Source organism: Rubritalea spongiae (genome assembly GCF_042652385.1).
Classification (GTDB): domain Bacteria; phylum Verrucomicrobiota; class Verrucomicrobiia; order Verrucomicrobiales; family Akkermansiaceae; genus Rubritalea; species Rubritalea spongiae.
In genome coordinates this window covers 2,882,028-2,904,218 of the sequence record NZ_JBHSJM010000001.1, presented here as the reverse complement: position 1 = coordinate 2,904,218, position 22,191 = coordinate 2,882,028, and the positions used below count along the sequence as shown (strand labels likewise).

The 22,191-nt window shown below is 49.0% G+C and carries 14 protein-coding genes and 2 rRNA genes; 13 read left to right on the top strand and 3 right to left on the bottom strand.

The window, feature by feature from the left end; all coding sequences use genetic code 11:
- The 4 genes from ACFPK9_RS12825 to ACFPK9_RS12810 are packed head-to-tail and all read left to right on the top strand — an operon-like array spanning position 1 to position 5,114.
- A complete protein-coding gene (locus ACFPK9_RS12825; protein ID WP_377095303.1) occupies positions 1–990 on the top strand; it encodes a prenyltransferase/squalene oxidase repeat-containing protein in 990 nt (329 codons plus the stop codon).
- Positions 987–2,444, top strand: coding sequence for a hypothetical protein (locus ACFPK9_RS12820; RefSeq protein ID WP_377095302.1), 1,458 nt, complete (start codon positions 987–989; stop codon positions 2,442–2,444). Before ACFPK9_RS12825 ends, ACFPK9_RS12820 begins: the two co-directional genes overlap by 4 nt.
- A gap of 2 nt (positions 2,445–2,446) precedes the next feature.
- The gene (locus ACFPK9_RS12815; protein ID WP_377095301.1) at positions 2,447–3,751 is read left to right on the top strand and encodes a hypothetical protein; all 1,305 of its coding nucleotides are present in this window, start codon (positions 2,447–2,449) and stop codon (positions 3,749–3,751) included.
- Positions 3,741–5,114, top strand: a complete 1,374-nt coding sequence (locus ACFPK9_RS12810; RefSeq protein WP_377095300.1) for a hypothetical protein — start codon at positions 3,741–3,743, stop codon at positions 5,112–5,114. The genes ACFPK9_RS12815 and ACFPK9_RS12810 overlap by 11 nt, the downstream gene beginning before the upstream one ends.
- A 20-nt stretch (positions 5,115–5,134) precedes the next feature.
- On the opposite strand, the gene ACFPK9_RS12805 is transcribed toward ACFPK9_RS12810, so the two are convergent.
- Positions 5,135–6,643 (bottom strand): glycoside hydrolase family 75 protein, encoded by a 1,509-nt coding sequence (locus tag ACFPK9_RS12805; RefSeq protein ID WP_377095299.1) that lies wholly within the window; start codon positions 6,641–6,643, stop codon positions 5,135–5,137.
- 111 nt (positions 6,644–6,754) lie between these two features.
- Between ACFPK9_RS12805 and ACFPK9_RS12800 the strand changes: the two genes are divergently transcribed.
- From ACFPK9_RS12800 to ACFPK9_RS12760, 9 genes are all read left to right on the top strand, one after another.
- On the top strand, positions 6,755–7,891 hold the full coding sequence (locus ACFPK9_RS12800) for a M20 family metallopeptidase (RefSeq protein ID WP_377095298.1): 1,137 nt from the start codon (positions 6,755–6,757) through the stop codon (positions 7,889–7,891).
- Positions 7,892–7,990: 99 nt separating this feature from the next.
- Entirely contained in the window at positions 7,991–9,190 is a 1,200-nt protein-coding gene (gene fabV, locus ACFPK9_RS12795) for an enoyl-ACP reductase FabV (RefSeq protein WP_377095297.1), read from the top strand.
- Positions 9,191–9,295: 105 nt separating this feature from the next.
- Positions 9,296–10,027: a TlyA family RNA methyltransferase gene (locus tag ACFPK9_RS12790; RefSeq protein WP_377095296.1), complete on the top strand. Its 732-nt coding sequence runs from the start codon at positions 9,296–9,298 to the stop codon at positions 10,025–10,027.
- A 67-nt stretch (positions 10,028–10,094) separates the two neighbouring features.
- Entirely contained in the window at positions 10,095–11,054 is a 960-nt protein-coding gene (locus ACFPK9_RS12785) for an AAA family ATPase (RefSeq protein WP_377095295.1), read from the top strand.
- 2 nt (positions 11,055–11,056) lie between these two features.
- Positions 11,057–11,923 carry a DUF58 domain-containing protein gene (locus ACFPK9_RS12780; protein WP_377095294.1) on the top strand — a complete coding sequence of 289 codons (867 nt, stop codon included), beginning with the start codon at positions 11,057–11,059 and terminating at the stop codon, positions 11,921–11,923.
- A gap of 4 nt (positions 11,924–11,927) precedes the next feature.
- Entirely contained in the window at positions 11,928–12,650 is a 723-nt protein-coding gene (locus ACFPK9_RS12775) for a hypothetical protein (protein WP_377095293.1), read from the top strand.
- Complete coding sequence (locus ACFPK9_RS12770; RefSeq protein ID WP_377095292.1) at positions 12,647–13,672, top strand: vWA domain-containing protein; 1,026 nt, start codon at positions 12,647–12,649, stop codon at positions 13,670–13,672. The genes ACFPK9_RS12775 and ACFPK9_RS12770 overlap by 4 nt, the downstream gene beginning before the upstream one ends.
- Positions 13,669–15,741: a VWA domain-containing protein gene (locus ACFPK9_RS12765; RefSeq protein ID WP_377095291.1), complete on the top strand. Its 2,073-nt coding sequence runs from the start codon at positions 13,669–13,671 to the stop codon at positions 15,739–15,741. Before ACFPK9_RS12770 ends, ACFPK9_RS12765 begins: the two co-directional genes overlap by 4 nt.
- Positions 15,742–18,246: a tetratricopeptide repeat protein gene (locus ACFPK9_RS12760; protein WP_377095290.1), complete on the top strand. Its 2,505-nt coding sequence runs from the start codon at positions 15,742–15,744 to the stop codon at positions 18,244–18,246.
- Positions 18,247–18,866: 620 nt separating this feature from the next.
- Here ACFPK9_RS12760 and rrf read toward each other — a convergent pair.
- Positions 18,867–18,982: ribosomal RNA gene (gene rrf, locus ACFPK9_RS12755) — 5S ribosomal RNA — on the bottom strand.
- 290 nt (positions 18,983–19,272) lie between these two features.
- Positions 19,273–22,070: ribosomal RNA gene (locus ACFPK9_RS12750) — 23S ribosomal RNA — on the bottom strand.
- Between the last annotated feature and the right edge of the window lie 121 nt (positions 22,071–22,191).

The following is a 22,191-nucleotide window of genomic DNA, read 5'->3' as shown; positions in this document are numbered from 1 at the left end:
ATGCTCATCCGCTCCATCATCTACAGCGTTCTCTGCTTTAGCTCTCTTCAGCTAAATGCTCAAAGTATTGCTCGCCGTGATAGTGACGCCATCCCAGCAAAACTCGAATCCATTTATACTCGGGGCTTGAAATATCTTGCGAATTCGCAGCAAGCAAATGGCGTCTGGACAGACAATTCCGGCCATTATCCTGGTGTCGTCGGCCTAGCAACCCTCGCCTTTCTAGCACATGGCGAAGACCCAAACCATGGCCCCTATTCCTCAAACATAAAAAACTGTATCAACTTTCTCCTAGAATCCCAAAAAGCAGAAAACGGCTACATCGGTACCAGTATGTACAACCACGGATTCGCCACCCTCGCACTCGCTGAAGCATACGGAGTCGTTGATGAACCTAAGATCGAGAAAGCTCTCCAAAAAGCCGTAGACCTCATTCTATCAGCGCAAAAAAGAAACCCAAAAGGCGCATGGCGTTACAGCCCTGATAGCAAGGACGCCGACACCACCGTCACAGGCTGCCAAATCGTTGCCCTCTTAGCTGCGAGAAATGCTGGCATCCCCGTTCCCGATTCAGCCATTGAACGCGCGCTCAAATACATGAGCAGCTGCAGAGACAGTGGCGGCGCGTATGGATACACTTCGCGCGGAGGAGCCAAAACCACACTCACTGCCATCGGCTCGCTATGCTTTTCCTTAGCCAAACAAAAAAACGCAGACGGCTTCGATCAATCCCTCGAGCATCTCAAACAAAACCTCGATTACCGTGACACCCACTACACATATTATTTCGAGTATTACATGTCCCAAGCTCTCTTCCATGCGGACGAAGATCTTTGGAAACTTTGGAATGATAAAAACATCCGTCTCATGTCAGTAACGCAGCAGTCAGATGGCTCATGGCTAGGAAATCGCGGACCAGCCTACAGTACCGCTAGTGCGCTCCTGTCTCTAGCTCTCAACTACCGACTACTCCCCATTTACGAGAAATGAACCCGCTTACCCTCATCCTATTCCTGTCGACGAGCTACCTCCCGTTACATGCTTCTCAGGATATTCTGAATTTTAAAAACAACGACACGCTTCACGGGGAATTTGTTGGATTTAAAGACACAAAAACACTCGTTTGGAAATCAAATCAAGCTAAAGAAACAATACCATTCAAAACAAACAACTTGAGAAAAGTCGTTTTTAACCAAGGGCTCTCCAGAAAACCTTTCGTCCACTCCAGCCTCCTCACACTCTCCAATGGAGACATCCTCCCCTGTTCAATTTCATCAATTACCAAGAACAAACTCTACCTTCATACCGATTTCGCAAATGACATAGTCATTGAAAAAAAAATGGTGGTCAACTGCATCCTTAACCCACTCGGCCAACAAATCCTTTATGCCGGACCTTATTCTGCAAAAAATTGGGACATCTTGTCCATGCCTGAAAATAACGCTAGCGATGTTGCAGAATCTGAACTGCCTTGCTGGGAATTTGGAAGCTTCGGCTGGTATAATCGAGGTGGTTTAGGAGCCGTTCTCCTACGGGACTTCCAGCTCCCCGACAACTTCCGTTTAAAGTTTCAGACCGAATCTCCCCGCCATTCTAACAGCGCTGTCATCATTCATGCAGATCTACAGCAATCTGATCCAACAAATGAAAATGGTGAACCACCCGCTCGCTTAAACTCAGCGGAACGCATCACCTCCATTTTAGGCTCATGCCTCGCCATCAAACTAGGCACACATAACGCCACACTCACGCTCTACTCTGTGTTAGAAAATGGCGAATCCCATTACAACCACATCAAACCAATCAACGGCAGATCCAGCGCTAGTCGCCAATCAACCGACAATCACACAGATGTAGAATTACGCGTAAATCGAACTAAGCAAGTCATCGCACTCTACTACGATCAATACCTCGTCAATCAATGGAGCCTGAAACAAGTCGAACATCTCCCAACAGGTTCCAACTTTGGATTTCTCGCGCATTACAGCGGCCCAAACTATCTAACACGTATTTCAGAAATCTCCATCGCACCATGGAATGGAGTCCTAGACTCAGCTCTTAGCTTAGAAAGCCCATCGAGCGACATCCTGATGCTTGCTAACGGCAAAGAACGCTTCGCTGGTAAAGTCACAGAACTCACGACCCAACAACTGAACTTCGATGGAACCTACGCTGAAATGGTCATCCCCCGAAATGAACTACAGTCTATCCATTTCGCTAAAAATCAAACATCTACTATTTCCGACATTGATGAAAATAGTATTGTCTTTGAGTTGGGAGGGTCAGGATTCATCACCGCCATTCCTGAATCGAGTGAAGGACAAAAAATCAAAGTCACGCATCCCATCCTAGGAAATATCTCACTCGACACGTCCTATCTAACTTCCATCAATTATCAGCCTGGCAACAACATTCTCGACCAATGGAACTCAAAAATTGATTAACTGTGATTCGTCTTTCCATATCCTTACTCTCTAGCCTCCTGAGTCTAGCTCATGGAGCTGATAGCTCCGTCGTGCTTACCAATGGAGATCGTCTGACGGGAGAAATTCAACAACTCCGAGAGAATGGAGAGTGTATCATGCAGCTCTCCACCACGCAGCCGGAAGTAACCATCAAAGCCGATATGCTCAACTATATTGAGTTTGACGCTTCGTCGGAAAAACAAACTACCCACAAGGAAAACATTATTCTCACCAATGGCGATTCTCTACCTTGTGAAATTCTCGGTTTAAAAGAGGGCAAACTTCGCATTGGTACTTCCTATGCTGGCGCATTTCTTATCCCACGAGGACAGATAGAATCCATCTCATTCAACAACTCTGCTTCGCCACAAATTTACCAAGGGCCTAACCGCCCTAGCGAGTGGGACCAGCTCTCTCACTGGGAAATCAATGAACAAAACCTGCAAACAAATAGCAATGCAGAAGCCAGTATAGAGCTGCCTATCCCATCAAACTTCGTAATACGTTTCCAGGCAAAATGGGAAGGCGAACGCCCGAGATTTAAACTCTACCTATGCTCCGACGCCCAGCTCAACGAAGATTTACAAAGCGCGTACTTCATAGACTTCAACACCTCTAACATCCAAGTGTACAGGTCCACTTCGTCTAGAGCCAACCAGCGCATTGGAGAGATTCCTATTCGACTCAGAGAGTTTTCAAAACGCTCAGCTTCAATAGAAGTAAAAGTGGACCGCAAGCTCCAACAACTCACTCTCGAAATCGATGGCGAGGAAATCGGCACATTTGACGATACCGAAATTTCTCCCCCTTCCGGCAAATGGACGATCTTTGAAGCAAATATGCAAAATGCCCTCCTCTCGATTTCTAATATCAATGTCACAGAAGCTCCCGATAATTATTTCACGGGCAACTCACCCGACGACCCCATCGATCCGCAACACGATACCTTCTTTGATAAACAAGGTGGGCGCGCAATCGGGAAACTCATCGACATCAAGCTCTCTGAACAAGAAACTACACTTCATTTCGAAAACCAGCATTCAAAACAATCTCTCTCTATTCCCATTGCTCAAGCTCACACCATTTTCCTAGCAAGTGAAAAGTCCACAGCTTCACAGCGCGGAAACTACCTCATTGAAATGCATGGTGGTGGAAAGCTTGAAGTCTTAAAACTGAGCCTAAATGAAAACTTTATTACCACCACACATCCCATCTTAGGCGAAATTGAATTATCGAGAGCCCCCCTCACTAGTCTCAAAAAACTACCTACCGCTAATGCGCAATAAGAACACCTATCTATCCATTCTTTACGCTTTTGTCGGGTTTTCTAGCACACTCCTTGCAGACCCATTCTCGACATTACACTTCGTGAATGGCGACACCCTCAGTGGTAAACTGCTCCAACTAGAAGAAGATTCTGTCACCTTCCAAGCCGACGCGCTGATTGAACAAATCGACTTCGATCGCCCACAAATACTTAAACTCACATTACCCCACTCTCCAGAAAACACAGAAACCCACAATGCTTCTCACCTAGCCGTACTCACCTTAGAAGATCGCTTTTACCCCAAAGGCGAACGCGACCAACTCAAAGGAAAGCTCCTACAGATTACTGACGATTTCGTAGAACTCCACACCACTTATGCTGGCGTCCTCAAGGTCGATCGATCTCTCATCTATTCCTTAGATATCAAAAATCCAGAGAATATCACCTATTCTGGTCCAAACTCAATGGAGGAGTGGAATGTCATAGGAACCACACCCTCGTGGACCTTTGCTAATAAAGCCCTAGTTACCGGTCTCAATGACAATAGCGTTGCCATCGAGCTAGACTTTCCAAAGCTCTCTCACTTGAGTTTTACTGTAGACCGCAAAAAAAATATCGACCTCTCTGTTCTCCTGTTCGCCGATAGTGTAGATACCGAAAACCCCAGTAATTATTACGACCTCACTATCAACTCAAATTATTTGAGCATGAGAAAATACGTAGAAAAAGGACGCTCCGAGGCACTAACTAGAATTTCCTCATCAAGAGCTACAACTCTTGGAGAAAAGATCCCATATAATATCTATGCGGATCTAAACTCAGGAGAGTTTCATATCTTCGTGAGCGGTGAACTTATCGCTTCATTCTCAGACCCGGCACCAGATGCAGCAAGTATGGGAAATGCCCTCCACTTTCGTTCCCATCGTGGCTATGAAATGCGTATTCGTGATATCAAGCTCGCTCAATGGAATGGCACACTTCCCACAGTCGAAGACTCCAGTAATTCACCGGTAGACGACTCGGGCAACCTCATTAAACTCTCTAACGGAGATGCTTTGGCCGGCGAAATCAAAAAAACGGATGAACTTAATATCAAAGTCGAAACTAAGCACGCTGCCTTCGATGTTCCCATCTCCAGTATCAGTTCCATTCATCTCACACCAAAGGAAGAAAACCACCCCAGAGCTGACACCTACGACCTCAAAGCTTACTTTAAATCCGGCGGATGGATCATCCTCGACCCGATCAGTCTCGACTCCGAGACGCTCGTAGGAAATCACGAAGCCATTGGAGATGTTAGCTTCGACCTCGATGCCTTCGATAAAATTGAATTCAATATCTACGACCGCAAACTCAATAAACTCAGAGAAGACACCTGGTAATCATACCACTCACAAGCTTATTACTTCTCAACATCGGTAGTGTTACCAGCATCTGTCTTTTCTGGCGTGGCATCGTCATTCTGGCTGCCCGCAACTTCTTCAGAATCATCTTCCTGGGGAGCTAACAAGTCTTCCCATTCATAAAGGCTATAACCTTCACCCAAGCCTCCGATCTCACCTAACAGTGCAGCACAGCGCTCACGCCATTTCTCATAATTCGGTGGGCTCGCAGGCAAATCCCTCGAATTACTAAACACCAAATACGTCACAGTTAGATCTGACACAGGGCGACTATAAGGGCTCGCCTTCTCATTAATTTGCTTCGCCATCCGCAGCGACGCTTCTCCTACTTTAAACGTAGGTCCACCGTCACCAACAATTGCCGGATAGATCACATCGTCCACAATCACCACTGCGTAATCTCCCACCCGTGTCGCGTGAGAATCCGTCCGATTAGTAATCACATTCACCGGCATCACAATAAACGGATCGTACTCAGCAATCAAAAAGCTCCTAGCTTCCATATCATCAATACCACGCTGAAGCATCTTCATCCGCGCTTTAAGCCAAGCCTTGCGCTCCGCCGTAGTTTGGGGATCCGCAATCTCACGCTTAGCATTGCCAATTCGCTTCTTCCAACCAGCGACCATCGGATTCGGCGTCTTCGTTTGCTTCTTCCAACCATAACTCGTGAATGGCTGATAGTGGGTCGAATTTACAATCTTATCCGGCATTTCAGCCAAGCGGTCACCATCAGACCCATCAGAAACTACATCCATGTCGCCCTGCAGTAAGAGCATCTTCCGCCCACTTTGTTTGTGCGTTAGATTCAAAATTGTCTCACAATCGTAAAAATTATGTTTAGTTGACAGTTCATTCAATTGCACCACTTCACGTTCCAGCCGCTTCACTTTATTTTCATAAAGCGTGTAGTAAAAATCAGACACCTTCGCTTCATCTAACATTCCACTAAGACCTGGTAACACGTCACCAAGTTTCGAATTCACCTTGCTCAGCTCTTCCAAGCTCTGCGAAGCCTTAGGCAGCCGAACTTTGAGCTTATACTCCGCCACATAACTTTGCTTATCCTCGCGCTCACTTGACGCCAACGCGCCTTTGCTCGTCTCAAAAGTGTAATCAAAATAAAATCCCTTAGACATCCTTACCATGTCTCCCTTTGTCCCCACAAAATGTTCTTTCGTGGCAATTGCCTTCTCAACCATGATCGGATCCTCTTCAACCACCTCAGAAACTGCAGTTTTTTCCTTACTCGGCTTAATTTCCTCCTTCTCTTCCACCACCACATGCACGATCTCTTCAACAGGAGCCTCTTCAGGTGCCACATATTCCTGTCGATCTGCTTCTTTTTTCGCTAGAATGAGCTCTTTCACATAGTCTTTCAACCTCTCAGGAACTGCAGTAAACGGTACAATGACGGCAAATAAGACAAGAAGAAAAAACGACGCGCGGAGCCAAGGAAAGCCTTTCTTATCTCCTTCTTGGAGCATGGATTCTTTTGAATGAGCCATAGTTTTCAATAAAGCTGCCACACTAACAGTATTTGAAAACCTAAAAGCGCTGAAGCTACCAATTTCTTTCTCTTTGCTGCACCTCAAAAAGCCGTTATAGCTATTCCTAACATGACCACTGTCGAACTTCTCCAAACTCTCATCCGCATCCCCAGCGTCAACCCTGACAACGACCCTGGTACCGATAAAGTCGGCGAGCAAGCCATCGCTAAGTTCCTCCGTGACTTCCTCACCCCTCATGGTTTCTCCGTTACCCTCGAAGAAGTTCTCCCCGGTCGCCCCAATGTCATTGCTCGTTGCCCAGGCCCTGACAGCCGTCCACGTATTTTTCTCGGGCCTCACACCGACACAGTTGGAGTCAGCGGCATGGACTTCGATCCGTTCTGCGGCGATATCAAAAATGACACCATCCTCGGCCGAGGAGCTTCCGACACTAAAGGCCCAATGGCTGCCATGCTCACCGCCTTGATAGAAAATAAAGACCTCCTAGCTAAACTCCCAGTCGCCATCGACTTCGTCGCCTTCATGGCTGAAGAATCAGCACAACATGGCTCCAAACACTTCGCTGAATGGCACGCCGAAGAATACATTTTCGGTATCGCAGGAGAACCCACTTCACTCGACATCGTCTACACCACAAAAGGCTCACTCTGGCTCACCGTCGCAGCCAAAGGCACCGCAGCCCACGCTTCACAACCTGAGCGCGGCTCAAATGCGATCATGACTCTTGCCCGCTCGCTCGATCACATGAACCGTAAACTCACTAACCGACTCGCGACCTTTACCCACTCAGTCCTCGGTCATTCTAGTTTCAATGTCGGAACTATCAAAGGTGGTACACGCCCTAATATCGTTCCAGATCACGCCGAAGCCGAAATCGACATCCGCACCACTCCTTCACTTTTCGCCGAAGGTGGAGCTCATTCCCTCGTTATAGACTTCATCAAAGAGCAGCAACTTCCTCTAGAAATCCTCAGCGCACATGAGAACCCTCCAATGGAGACTCCTACTAGTGATCCTATTATTCAACAATTACTGAAAGCAAACTCAGGAACTAAACTCGTCGGAGCGCCGTGGTTCTCCGATGCGGCCCATCTTTCGAACGCGGGAATCCCATCCATTTGCCTCGGCCCGGGATCAATCAACCAAGCCCACACTAAAGACGAATGGATTAAAATTTCAGACCTCGAAGACGGCCATCGCTATTTCTCAAACTTCATCCGTTCCTTCAAGGAAATGCCCCTCTAGCAAAGCGCCATCCTGCTTGACCTCAACCATCGCTCACTCTAGCGTCATTCATCACTCGAGCGAGCATCTCAGTATTCTCGCCAATTCTATTTTATCATCATGATCGTAAAACCAAAAATTCGCGGATTCATCTGCACTACCTCACATCCTGATGGCTGTGCAGCACACGTGCAGGAGCAAATTGACTACGTAAAGTCTCAGCCAAAAATCGAAAACGGTCCGAAAAACGTACTCGTCATCGGTTCCTCCACTGGTTACGGCCTCGCTTCCCGCATCGTTCCAGCATTCCAATCTGGAGCAAATACATTAGGCCTCTTCTTCGAAAAGCCAGGCTCAGAAAAACGCACTGGATCTGCTGGTTGGTACAACTCCGCTGCTTTTGAAAAAGCAGCCACTGCTGAAGGTCTCTTCGCAAAGTCCCTCAATGGCGACGCCTTCTCTAACGAACTCAAGGCACAAGCGATCAACATCATCAAAAATGAAATGGGCGGCAAAATCGACCTCGTCGTTTATTCACTCGCTTCCCCACGCCGCACCGACCCTAACACTGGTGAAGTCTACAAATCCGTCCTCAAAACCACAGGCGGCGATTACACCAACAAAACACTCAACACCGACAAAGGCGAAGTCGACGAAGTCACCATCGGGGCAGCTACTCCCGAGGAAATCGAACACACTATCAAAGTCATGGGTGGCGAAGATTGGGAAATGTGGATGGATGCTCTCATCGAAGCTGACGTCCTCGACCAAGGCGTCAAAACTGTTGCCTATTCCTACATCGGACCTGAACTCACATGGCCAATCTACACTGACGGAACCATCGGTCAGGCGAAAAAAGACCTCGAAAAATCCTGCGCAAAAATCAACGCAGACCTCAAAGAAAAATTCGACGGTGAGGCATTCGTATCCGTCAACAAGGCTCTCGTCACCCAAGCATCATCCGCCATCCCAGTAGTTCCTCTCTACATCTCCATTCTCTACAAGAAAATGAAGGAAGAAGGACTCCACGAAGGCTGTATCGAGCAAATCGAACGTCTCTTCTCAGACCGCCTCTACTCTGGCGATCCTAAACTCGATGAAGCCGGCCGCATCCGTATCGACGATTGGGAAATGCGCGACGACATCCAGTCTGCCGTCCAAGAAGTCTGGAACACCGTTTCTAACGAAAACTTCTCAGACGTTGCCGATTTCAAAGGCTACCAAGACGAGTTCCTCAAACTCTTCGGCTTCGGTATCGATGGCGTAGACTACGAGGCCGACACCGATCCTGCGACAGCGGTTCCATCGCTCGCTGAATAAAACAGAGTCCCGTCTACTCTTTTCCAAAGCGCCTCGCCTAACAACGAGGTGCTTTTTTCATTTATACCACTTCACACTTCATAGTTCTCACTTCACACTTTTCATATGAAAGACCGTGCAGATGCTCTTCTCGTCTCCCGTAAACTTTGCGACTCTCGCGAACAAGCCAAACGCCTGATCCTCGCCGGAGAAGTCCTGCATGGCACCACCGTCGTCGCAAAACCTTCCACTAAACTCCCCGTCGATGCCGAAATCACGCTCAAGGCCAAGCCAAAGTTCGTCTCCCGCGGTGGCCTTAAAATCGAAAAAGGCATAGATCACTTCAATATCGACCCCACTGGACTCACTTGCCTCGACGTAGGTGCCTCCACTGGCGGCTTCACTGATTGCTTACTCCAGCGCGGAGCCGTCAAAGTTCATGCAGTCGATGTCGGCACCAACCAGCTCGTCTGGAAACTTCGCAATGACCCACGAGTCATCGTCAAAGAAAAGTTCAACGCCCGCCACATGGTCCCTAAAGACATCAACAACGATCCCATCGACCTCGCAGTCACCGACGTCTCCTTCATATCTCTCACAAAAATCCTCCCGCCCATGTTTTCCACTCTCAAACCAGACGGAAAAATAATTTGTCTCATCAAGCCGCAGTTCGAACTAGAGAGAGACGAAATCGGTAAAGGCGGCATCGTCCGCGACCCCGAGCTCCACCAAAAAGCCGTCGATAAAATCCGCACCTTCGTCACCGAAGAACTCGGCCACCAATGGCTCGACTATACGACCTCTCCCATTACTGGCACCGATGGCAATGTCGAATACCTCGCGCTTTTGAGCTTTTAAGCATTTCTCTGTAAGATTCCCAGGCCCTACTGCGATACTATCTACCCACCTTCTAAGCACCTGATATATGTCCTCAGTCTCTGATACTCTTCAAACCATCCGCGAACGCGTCGGCCAAGTCGTCGTCGGCCAAGAAACTCTCGTTGAGCGACTCTTACTCGCACTTCTTTGCAATGGTCACGTCCTTCTCGAAGGTGTCCCAGGAGTCGCAAAAACACTCACTATCAACACTCTTGCCAAGGCAGTCAAAGCAGACTTCAGCCGTGTCCAGTTCACCCCCGATCTCCTACCCGGCGATCTCACTGGAACGCTAGTCTACGACCCACGTAATCACACCTTCACCCCTGAGAAAGGTCCCATTTTTACCAATTTCCTCCTCGCCGATGAAATCAACCGAGCTCCCGCAAAAGTACAATCGGCCCTACTCGAAGCGATGGCTGAAAAGCAAGTAACTCTCGGTAAAGAAACCTTCCCACTTCCCAAACCCTTCCTCGTTCTCGCTACCCAAAACCCCGTCGAACAAGAAGGCACCTACATGCTTCCTGAAGCCCAGGTCGACCGCTTCATGTTCAAACTAAAAGTCGAGTACCCGTCCTTCGAAGAAGAACTACTCGTCGTCCAGCGCATGGCTCGAGCTGAGCCATTACTTGAAATCAATTCCATCATCACTATCGAGGAACTTATGCAAATGCGTGCCGAACTCGAGAAAGTGCAAATCGATGAAAAAATCGAACGCTACCTCCTCCGACTCGTCGATGCCACCCGCCATCCAGAGAACTACGACTTAGATATTTCCCAATACATTCGTTTCGGAGCCTCTCCACGAGCCTCAATCTACCTCTCACTCGCTGCACGCGGCCAAGCACTCATGAATAGTCGCGACTACACCACTCCCCAAGATGTCAAAGATGTCGCCCACGACATTCTGCGTCACCGCATTGCTATTAGCTATCGTGCTGAAGCTGCCGCTATGACCTCTGACGATCTGCTAGAAACTATCCTCAAACAAGTCCCCATAAACGTTTAGCCGTGCTCAGCGAAGTCGAACATCGTCTCAACCTCCTCGAACTCAAGTGCCGCAGACCCGTCGAGCACTTGCTCGCTGGTGAGTACCGATCCGTCTTTAAAGGTCGCGGCGTCGAATTCGAAGACGTCCGTGCCTACCAAGCCGGTGACGATGTCCGCACCATGGACTGGAAAGTCACCGCACGCACCGGCCAGCCACACATCAAACGCTACATCGAAGAACGCGAGCAATTCTTCTACCTACTCGTTGACCTATCCGCATCCATGCTTCACGACTCAAAAGGCCGTAAGCGTGAAGCAATGGTTGAAATCTGCTCGCTGCTCACCATGGTCGCTATCAAAAACCAAGACCGCGTTGGGCTCATCCTTTTCACCGACCAAGTCGAACACGTGATCCCCCCCGGCAAAGGCAGAAGCCACGCCATGCGCATCATGGATGCACTCATGCATTTTGAACCAGAAAGCAAAGGAACCGACTTCGTCACCATGCTCGCACGCTTCGGCCACATCGCTCGCAAGCACTCCGTCGCATTCGTCGTGTCAGACTTCCTAACCGATGAATACGTTGACGAGCTTCAAGCACTCTCCTTCCGTCACGACATCAATGCCATCCACCTCTCCGATCCAGAAGTCGCAGAAACCAAACTAAGCGGGCTCGTCCGCATGGAAGATGCTGAGTCTAACACACAAAAAGTCATCGACCTCCATAAGAAAAGCGACATCGCTAAACATACCTCTGAGCTTAAACATGAAATGCTCGAAGCAGGTGTTAACTTGTTAGACCACACTGTTGGAGAAGATTCTGTCGAAGCTCTCGCTGGATTTTTCCATGCCAGACAACGCATAGAAATAGATGAAACTGGAGGTTAACAGAATGAAGAGTTTTCTTTACCATACTCTCACTCTCTTCATCACAACTCTACTAGCGCATGCCGGTGAAGCTGTGACCCTAAAGCTTTCTACCAACGAATGCCTTCCCGGTGATATCGTAGAACTCACTGCCACTTCCTCCACCCCGAGCTACCAAGAGTTCACTCTCAGCATCCCAGCCCACAAAAACCTCCAACTCCTCGCCCACGAAACCGGCCCCGTCACACTCGAAAACAACCATTTCTCTCAAACCAACCACTGGGTATTCCAAACAGTAGCACCTGACTCTATTACTCTCGACGACATCACTGCCACCTTCACCGCGAACTCCGAACCTATTCCTCTCGCCCCGCTTACCCTCACAATCGGCACTTACCCTACTCTCGACACTGATCTCACCCCTGCGGTCTTCCCGACAGCAGCCACAACATCTGCCACCTTAAACATTCTCTGGGGACTCATTCCAGCTGCTCTGCTCATTGGAATCATTGTCGCAAGTAAATCCCGAAAACAATCTCCGATCAGCGAAGCCGCGCCAATTCCCACAATCGAGCAACTCAAAGCACAACTCGCGAACAACGCGCTCCCTGAAGAACTCTGCTATCAATTGCTAAACCGCAGGGTCCTCAGCGAGCGCCAAAAAATACTGATCGAACAAGCACTCTATCAACCTAGCTTCACTGCTAACGATTTACTTCAAGCACTCAACCAGGGAGACGACGCATGACTTTACTCTATCCATGGGTGATCGCCCTCATCCCTCTCGCGCTCTGGCTCATCCGCCGACGCCGAGACCGTAGTTCCGTCACCGTCCCTTCACTCAGCCTCTGGCCAGAAAAAGAATCCGGCAAAGCGCGTTACCTCTGGATTCCTATTGCACTGCGACGCCTCGCTATTATCTGCATCCTCGTTGCCCTAGCGCGACCACAATGGACATCCCAACATTCACTCGACATCTCCGAAGGCATCGCCATTCAAATGCTCATCGATGTCTCAAGCAGCATGGATATGGACGTCCAAGATTTTGCCGGCGAACAAAGCTCTCGTATGGAAGTCGCGAAAACCATGGTCAGCAACTTCATTGCCGGGGACGGCGACACCCTAACAGGTCGACCTAACGACCTCATCGGCCTCATCACATTCGCTCGCTACGCCGATACCAGAAGCCCACTCACATTTGGCCATGACGCCCTTGTGCAAATTGTCAAAAACCTCCAAATCCAAGAACGTCCAAACGAAGACGGCACAGCCTACGGCGATGCTCTGGCGCTCGCTGCGGCACGACTCAAAAAGCTCGACGAACTCAAACATGGCGACTTCCGCACCGACATCGACTCCGTCCAAAGCCGCGTAATCATTCTCCTCACCGATGGTGAGAACAACTCCGGAGCACACCTCCCCACAGAAGCCGCAGGCTTGGCAAAAGAATGGGACTGCAAGATCTACGCCATCAGCCTCGGCGACTCAAACTTCGCTCCAACCAATGCTGCCGGTCAAGAAACCCTCACTGCTGCAGAGCAAGTTCTCGATCATATTAGTAAGGAAACCGGCGGCATTTTCCGTAAAGCGAGCGACTACGAATCACTGCTCTCAGTCTATGCCGAAATCGATAAACTAGAACGCGCCGAATTCTCCACTCGCAGCTACGATATCCAATCGGAATGCTTCTGGCTCCCGCTCAGTGTCGCTCTAGCCTCGCTCCTCGTCGCATTAAGCCTTGAAGCCACAATCTTACGCGTCGTCCCATGAACGAATTCACCTTCCAACAGCCTACTGTATTACTGCTGGCACTCCTCCTCATTCCCCTGAGTTGGTTGCTCTACCGAGCTCGTGAGAAGCGTCGTTCAGTGATCAACGCTCTGGGAATCACATACAGCACACACCGTAAACTCAGAGACATTCTTCGTCTAGTCTCTCTCCTACTCATTGTTTGTGCTCTTGCCAAACCTGGCCATAGCCCCGAAACCAAATCCGTTTCTAACACTGGCCGTGATGTCGTCTTCGCCCTCGATGTTTCTCGCAGTATGCTCGCAGAAGATGTCATTCCCTCACGGCTCGAAGTCGCCAAGCAAGGAATCAAAGATGCTCTGGAAACACTCAACTCCGAACGCGTTGGCCTCGTCGCCTATGCTGGCAGCGCGTCCATCCTCTGCCCGCTCACCTACGATCACGACTTTGTCGCCCACATGTTAGAACAAGCGCACCCGCGCTCAGTCGACTTCGGAGGCACCACTCTCCAATCAGCTGTGGAAAAAATAGCGGACCAAGTTTTCCTTGCAGATCGCGAAAACGTTCAAGACCTGATCATCCTCACCGATGGAGGCGACCACGGATCCCATATGGAAAAAGTTGCTGGAATCCTTGAGGAAAAGCAAGCCAACGCCCTCATCGTCGGCATAGGAGATCCCAACCAAGGCTCACCCATCCCGATTACTAACAAAGAAGGGAAAGCCGAAGACCTAACAATCGATGGACAAACGATTTTCACCAAGCTCGACGATGCCTCACTCACTGCATTTGCCCAGCAATCGAACAGAGCAGAATACTTCCCAGTCGCAACCGCCCCCTTCAACCTCGGTCAGCTCTACATCGACTACGCCCAAGATAAGAAAAAAGTCGCTAGCGATGACAAAACAGGCTTCACCCTCTACCAAGACGCCTCCCTCTATTTTCTAGCTCCAGCTCTCCTGCTCCTGCTGCTCTCTGAATGCTGGGGGCTAAAAGGTCTACAACTCGGAAACGCTGTAGTATTTTTCATCTTCCTCACACCTCTCGATCTCGATGCTGCTGAGACATACGCACAAAAAGAATTCAGCTCAGCCACCACGCTCATGCGCGATGGCTACTATGAAGAAGCCGCTGAAAAACTCCAAGAACTTCCCACCCAACTCAACGACCAACAAGCCGCTCACACCGTCATCGCGGCCAGCTCCTTCAACCTCGGCCTTTGTTACCACGAGCTCTCACAAAGCCATTTCGAAAATTCTCCAGAAACAGCACATTCATATGCTCAGCAGGCACAGCGTGCATTCCTAACAGCCAAGCGGTACGATCAAAGCTTCAAACGCGCAGGCCAGCGCATCGTCAGCACCGCCCAATGGATTGCTGAACTCGATAAAGTACTCAAAGCTCAACAAGAAGCAGAAGAAGCCATCGAAAAAGAAATCCAAGCTCTACTCGAAGAACTTAATAAAATCTTAACAGCTCAACAAGAAATCCGAGAGTCCGTTAGAATCAGTGAACGCCAACACAAGCAACACACCTCACCAGAAGTCACTGTTCTCTCAAAAGAGTTCAGCACCTCTCAAAGCTCTCTCACCGTGCGCTCCTCCAACGCTCGCTCAAGTATGTTGTCGATTCACGAAAAGCTCGAAATCCCAGGATCAGAGCAAGACTCCCTCATGACTCAACCGCTCAAATACATGAGCCAAGTCGTCTCGAGCCAACAGCACGCATCAGAACATCTCATTGACCGAGCTAACTGGTCCGCTGCCCTTAGCCAACAATCCAACGCCGAAAAACTACTCACCGAAATCATCGAACTCCTCAGTGGTAATTCTCAACAAAGTTCTGATGAAGACGGCGAAGAAGGTGACGACGAAGGCGAAGAGGATTATGAATATTCCGAAGATGACTCCGAGAGCTCGATGAGCTCCGAAAGTATGCAAGGCGACTTCTCATCCACCTCTCAAATGCAATCTCTCCCCGAGCCTAACTATTCTGCTGAAGATATCCTCCAAGAAGAACAAAGTAACCTCCAGTTCCGCCAAGAAAAACGTGCCAGCCAAAATGCGGCTCAAGTTGAAAAAGACTACTAAATGAAGCACCTTCTCGTCATATGCATTCTCTGGTTCCCTCTTGTCTCCCTCGCACAAGAGTACAGCGAAGAACCTGAGATCCAGCTCCGAACCACGCAGGTCAAGCCTGAGATCACCACGCGCTCCATCTTCCCCGATAGATTGGCGAGCGCCGTAGTCCACTTCGATACCTACATCGAGCAACCCTTTCTCGATCTGATAGAAAATGACTCCTGCAGAATCGTTAACGTCGAGTCCTACGACACCGAGGATAAAGAAGGCATCGCATCCGCCGCTATCATCCAATTCCAAGTAAAAAAAGCAGGTATAGCCACGCTTCCATCGATCACTTTTCGCTCAGACACGAAAAAATACGAAACCCAGCCCATTCAATTCCTTGCCTCAGAACCCATCCGCAGTGACCAAATGTCACTAACCATTACTCCTACAAAAACGAAAGTCTATGTAGGCGAACCAGTCCGCTTCGAGCTCACTTGGCAGAGCTCCCTCCAAGCTGCAGCCCTACAAAACCTCCGACTCCACCCCGAGCTTTTTGATAATAAAGACATCGAAGTTGCCATCCCACGCAACACTGATGACGAAAACGTACAAGTCGGGCTGCCCATTGGCGGACGACGAACCATTGCCACCCGCCAACTAGATAGCAAGAATGCAAAAACCCTTGGCACGATCACCTTACCTCTCTACCTCCGCTTTAACCAAGTAGGACGCTTCGAGCTACCTCCCACTAAACTCGAAATAAGTAAACTCGCGAAACCAAAATCAAGCTTCGCCCAATACGTCGCTCACTTTAACAACAGCCTCTTCATTCCCACTGATGACCAACAACTCTATCAGCGGCTCTTCACCACCTCAAAAGCGATCGAGATCGAAGTCTTACCACTACCTAACAACGAGCACAGCCCGCACTTCAGCGGCATTTATACACCTGCAGAACTCACAGCCAGCATCAACCCGAGCAACTCGATTCAAATTGGCCAACTCCTAGAAATCGAAATCAATCTAAAAACAGATACGCCCAGCACTTTCCTCGAGTTACCCAAACTCAACGAACAGCCAGACATTGACGAACGTTTCCTCGTTACCGGCGACTTCGGCAAAGTCTGGCACGATGGTTCCACCAGCTTTAAACAGCGAATACGTATTCTCAGTACCACCATCCAACACATCCCTCCCCTACACTTCAAACTCTTCAATCCAGACTCAGGTCACTACGAAACTGTCAACACACCTACTATCCCCCTAGAAGTCAAACCCTACAAAAATCAAAACACCATCTCCCTAAAAAGCCTCAACGCAACCCAACCACTCCTCTCCAACACCGAAGGTATTTGGTATAACTACCCACAGCAGCCCATGAACGACGTTTTCCAATCACTTCTCCAATGCATCGACAAGTACTTCTGGCTCATACTCCTAGTCGTTTTAGCCGTCACCGCTTTGCTCGTTCCAGTCCTTAGAGAACTGCGTAAACGAGCACTCAACCCAAACTACCAACTCCAACGCGCAGCCTACAAAAAATTCCGCCAAACACCTGCGACCAACCCCCAAAAATGGGAACTCTTACTCGCTTGGCTTGCCGCTCATTTCCAATCTAACAAAAAGGCATGGACCTATAGCGACACCTACACAGCCCTCAAAAAGCTTAAAGCCGACCAATCTGACCTCGAGACTCTAGCAACCATACACCAACTTCACGACCAAGCTATTTACACCCAAGAAAAACCATCACCCGACTATAAGCAACTCAACAACATAGCCAAACGACTCGCAAAGCTCCTCCCACTCATCCTCTTCTGCTCATTAATTTCAGCAAACACTATCCACGCCTCCTCTATCTGGCAACAAGCAGAACAAAACTTCCAGCTCGCCCAAGAAAAAAACAAGCCTCAACTTTACGCACAAGCGGCTCTCCAATTCGAAGAGTCAGCTAAAAACAACACCCGACCAACCACCTCATGGTACAATGCTGGCAACGCATGGTTCCAAGCCGGCGAAATCGGTCGCAGTATCGTCGCCTATCGTCATGCACAACAACTCGATCCGCTCGATAAAAACATTGAACAAAACCTCAGCGCTGCACGCACGCTTGTAGCAAACGGCATTCCTCTAACCCAATCCTGGTGGGACAAAATCCCGCTCATAGGATTAAAAACACTCACCCTCCTACTAAGCCTCATCTTCGCAGTATTCCTTTTGATCAAAATCCGCTGCGACAACAAAAGGCTTACCAAATGCACCCTCCTAAGCGGCATTATACTCCTAAGTTTTCTTGCTACCACCACCGTCAAAATTGCTCAACAAAAACCTCAAGGTGTCATCACGAACAACAAAGTCGTCGCTAAAAAAGGCCCAAGCTACGCCTACGCTAGTGCCTTCGATAGCTCACTCAAAGACGGTCTAGAATTCACCCTCTTAGAAACCCGCAACAACTGGCACCTCATCCAACTCCAAGACAAACGCCAATGCTGGATCCCCACCAGCCAAGCCACCCTAATCCAATAACACCGCCAACCGAGTGATCCTCCTAAGCCACTAAATTCTGTAGCTCACCTCCACCCTATAAGGATAAGGTGCATCTTGCCCTTTGTCACAAATCAAAAGTCATCAAGCACACGGTCTCCACCAACATCGTGGCTACGCGATGTCCTATGCTCCAAAGTCACTAGACTTTGCACACAATGGCACACTCCTCCTCACCATAACCGAAAATTAGCTCTGGATATAGCTCCCTCGGCGTCCAGTGATGTAGCCGTCTTCAAAGGTAACGTCCCGAAAGATTCGGCACACTACCTTAGTTCACTGGCATCGATTCGGATCATCTCAGACTTGGCACTTGCCGCTGAGTTATTTACTACTGCTGCTGTCTTCTCGTTGTTCTTGCTTGTATCGGGCATGGTTATTTTATTTGCCCAATCAGTCTGATACGACTTTCAACGAGGAGGCGATTCCCTTTTTAGTTAGGGACTCACCTCCTGCTTTTTACAATTTGCGAAACTTTCGGGACGTTACCACCCAACCTGCGACACACCGCAGGCCATTCATCTCCCTTCACGCTTTCGAGCCTAGACATCCAACCCCAAAAAAAGACCCGCACTTAGCGTTAGCTAAATGCGGGTCATATAACCTGGCGACGACCTACTCTCACAGGGCCTATCGCCCAACTACCATCGGCGCTAAAGTGTTTCACTTCCGGGTTCGGAACGGGACCGGGTGGTTCCACTTTGCTATGGTCACCAGAGGTCGGGCTGCTCCCTTAAGTTTGTCAGCTTGCTGTGTTCAGTTTTCAGACTGAGTCACTTGCCTGCGGCAAATTTCTTAAGTGTAGCACGACCTCTACCGGCCTTAGCTTATTAGCTTTGGTTGTGTGTAGATTGTCTACTTGGTTATTTAAAAGAGCTGCTTCATAGGAAGCGCTCTCTGACAACTGTATAGAGAAGACATAAAGTCTTTAACTGCCTGTAATGCGTTGATCACAGCTTTTTGCGTGTTTTGAATACTCTTGATTTGTTAAGCAAATTTAAAGCTTAAGGAATCAAGCCGAACGGATGATTAGTATTGGTGAGCTAAATACATTGCTGCACTTACACCCCCAACCTATCAACGTGGTGGTCTTCCACGATCCTTCAGGGAAAATTAATCTCGGGAGAAGCTTGGCGCTTAGATGCTTTCAGCGCTTATCTCGACCGCACTTAGCTACCCTGCGATGCTCTTGACAGAACAACAGGTACACCAGAGGTGCGTCAAACTCGGTCCTCTCGTACTAGAGTTTGAACCCCACAATTTTCCTACGCCCACAGAGGATAGAGGACCGAACTGTCTCGCGACGTTCTGAACCCAGCTCGCGTGCCGCTTTAATGGGCGAACAGCCCAACCCTTGGGACCTTCTCCAGCCCCAGGATGCGACGAGCCGACATCGAGGTGCCAAACCGCGCCGTCGATATGAACTCTTGGGCGCGATCAGCCTGTTATCCCTAGGGTACCTTTTATCCGTTGAGCGACGGCAATTCCACTTTCTACCGCCGGATCACTAAGGCCTACTTTCGTATCTGCTCGACTTGTTAGTCTCACAGTTAGGCTGGCTTATGCCTTTGCACTCAACACACAGTTGCCAACTGTGCTGAGCCAACCTTCGCGCTCCTCCGTTACTCTTTAGGAGGATACCGCCCCAGTAAAACTGACCGGCTGCCAGGGTCCCCCGGCCTGATTCAAGGCTCGAGGTTAGAACATTCAAAATTAAAGGGTGGTATCTCACTGATGACTCCATGATATCCTAAAACACCATTTCAACGTCTCCCACTTATGCTGAGCATTAAGATTAAATGAACACTAACAGCTTACAGTTAAGGTCCATAGGGTCTTTCCGTCCTTCTGCGGGTAGCCGGCATCTTCACCGGCGTTACAATTTCACTGAGCACCTAGTCGAGACAGCGCCCAACTCGTTGCACGATTCGTGCAGGTCGGAACTTACCCGACAAGGAATTTCGCTACCTTAGGACCGTTATAGTTACGGCCGACATTCACCAGGACTTGGACTCGAAGCTTCGCCTCAAGGGCTAACATCTCATCGTAATCTTTTGGCATTGGTCACGTGTCACATCGTATACGTCGACTTTCGTCTTAGCACAATGCTGTGTTTTTGCTAAACAGTCGGTTGGGCCATTTCACTGCGGCCCCCCTTTAACAGGGGGCACTCCTTATCCCGAAGTTACGGAGCCATTTTGCCGAGTTCCTTGACTAGGTTTCACTCTTGCGCCTTGGTATACTCTACCCACCCACCTGTGTCGGTTTGCGGTACGGGGTGCGTTTAATCGGGTTGGCTTTTCTTGGCACAACGTCCAGTAATGCGAATCGACCGTAGTCTCATCTCGGAATTCAATAACCTAGTTACTTTCTATCATGCGTCCCCTTCCCTTTGCACGTGCAGGAATATTAACCTGCTTTCCATCGCCTACGCCCTTCGGCCTCGGCTTAGGTCCCGACTAACCCTGGGATGACTAGCATTGCCCAGGAAACCTCGGGTTTACGGCGGAGCGGGATCTCACCGCTCTTATCGTTACTCATGTCTGCATACTCTCTTCTATAGTGTCCAGGTTCAGTCGCCATTCCCCTTCAACCTCTATAGAATGCTCCTCTACCACGCCGGGTCCCCGTAGGAACCCGACATCCAGAGCTTCGGTACTATACTTATCGCCAATCATTTTCGGCGCAGGATCTCTCGATGAGTAAGCTATTACGCACTTTTTAAATGGTGGCTGCTTCTAAGCCAACATCCTCACTGTCTATGAAATCCCACCTCCTTTCCACTTAGTATAGTTTAGGCACCTTAGCTGCTGATCTGGGCTGTTTCCCTTTCGACAATGAAGCTTATCCCCCACTGTCTCACTGCTGCGCTCTATTGAATGGTATTCGGAGTTTGATAGGGGTTGGTAGGCGGGTATGCCCCCTAGCCCTTTCAGTGCTCTACCCCCACTCATCAACACGCAACGCTGCACCTAAATGCATTTCGAGGAGAACCAGCTATCACGGGGTTTGATTAGCCTTTCACTCCGACCCACAGCTCATCCGAGAATTTTTCAACATTCACCGGTTCGGTCCTCCACTTAGTATCACCTAAGCTTCAACCTGGCCATGGGTAGGTCACCTCCGTTTCGGGTCTAGCACATGCAACTCATTGACGCCCTATTAGGACTTGGTTTCCCTACGCCTCCGATCCAGAAGATCTTAAGCTTGCCACATATACTAACTCGCAGACTCATTAAGCAAAAGGCACGCAGTCACTCCGAAGAGCTCCTACACCTTGTAGGCACATGGTTTCAGGTTCTATTTCACTCCCCTCACAGGGGTTCTTTTCACCTTTCCCTCACGGTACTGGTTCACTATCGGTCGCTAACGAGTATTTAGCCTTGGAGGGTGGTCCCCCCATCTTCACACACCGTTTCACGTGTGGTGTGCTACTTTCACCTAGCCAGATTAGATTTCGATTACGCGGGTTTCACGCTCTGTGCCGGAACTTTCCAATTCCTTCATCTATCTTCACTGGTCAACTAATGGTTAGGCTCTTCCGCGTTCGCTCGCCACTACTTACGGAATCTCATTTTGATTTCTTTTCCTCTGCTTACTAAGATGTTTCAATTCAGCAGGTATCGCGTATCCTTACCTATGTATTCAGTAAGGAACAATGTCATATTAATAACATTAGGTTACCCCATTCGGAAATCCCCGGGTCAATGGTTACTTGCACCTGACCGAGGCTTATCGCAGCTTATCACGTCCTTCATCGCCTGTTAGCACCAAGGCATCCACTATGTGCCCTTTCTAGCTTGATTCCTTATCTTTAAATCAAGTCGACAGCGTCCTCTTTGAAGTGTTGCTTACCCACTCCGGACTTTCTGTCTAAATTTGCCATATTCTACTAAAAATAAGCGTTAACTTATTTTTGGAAGTTTA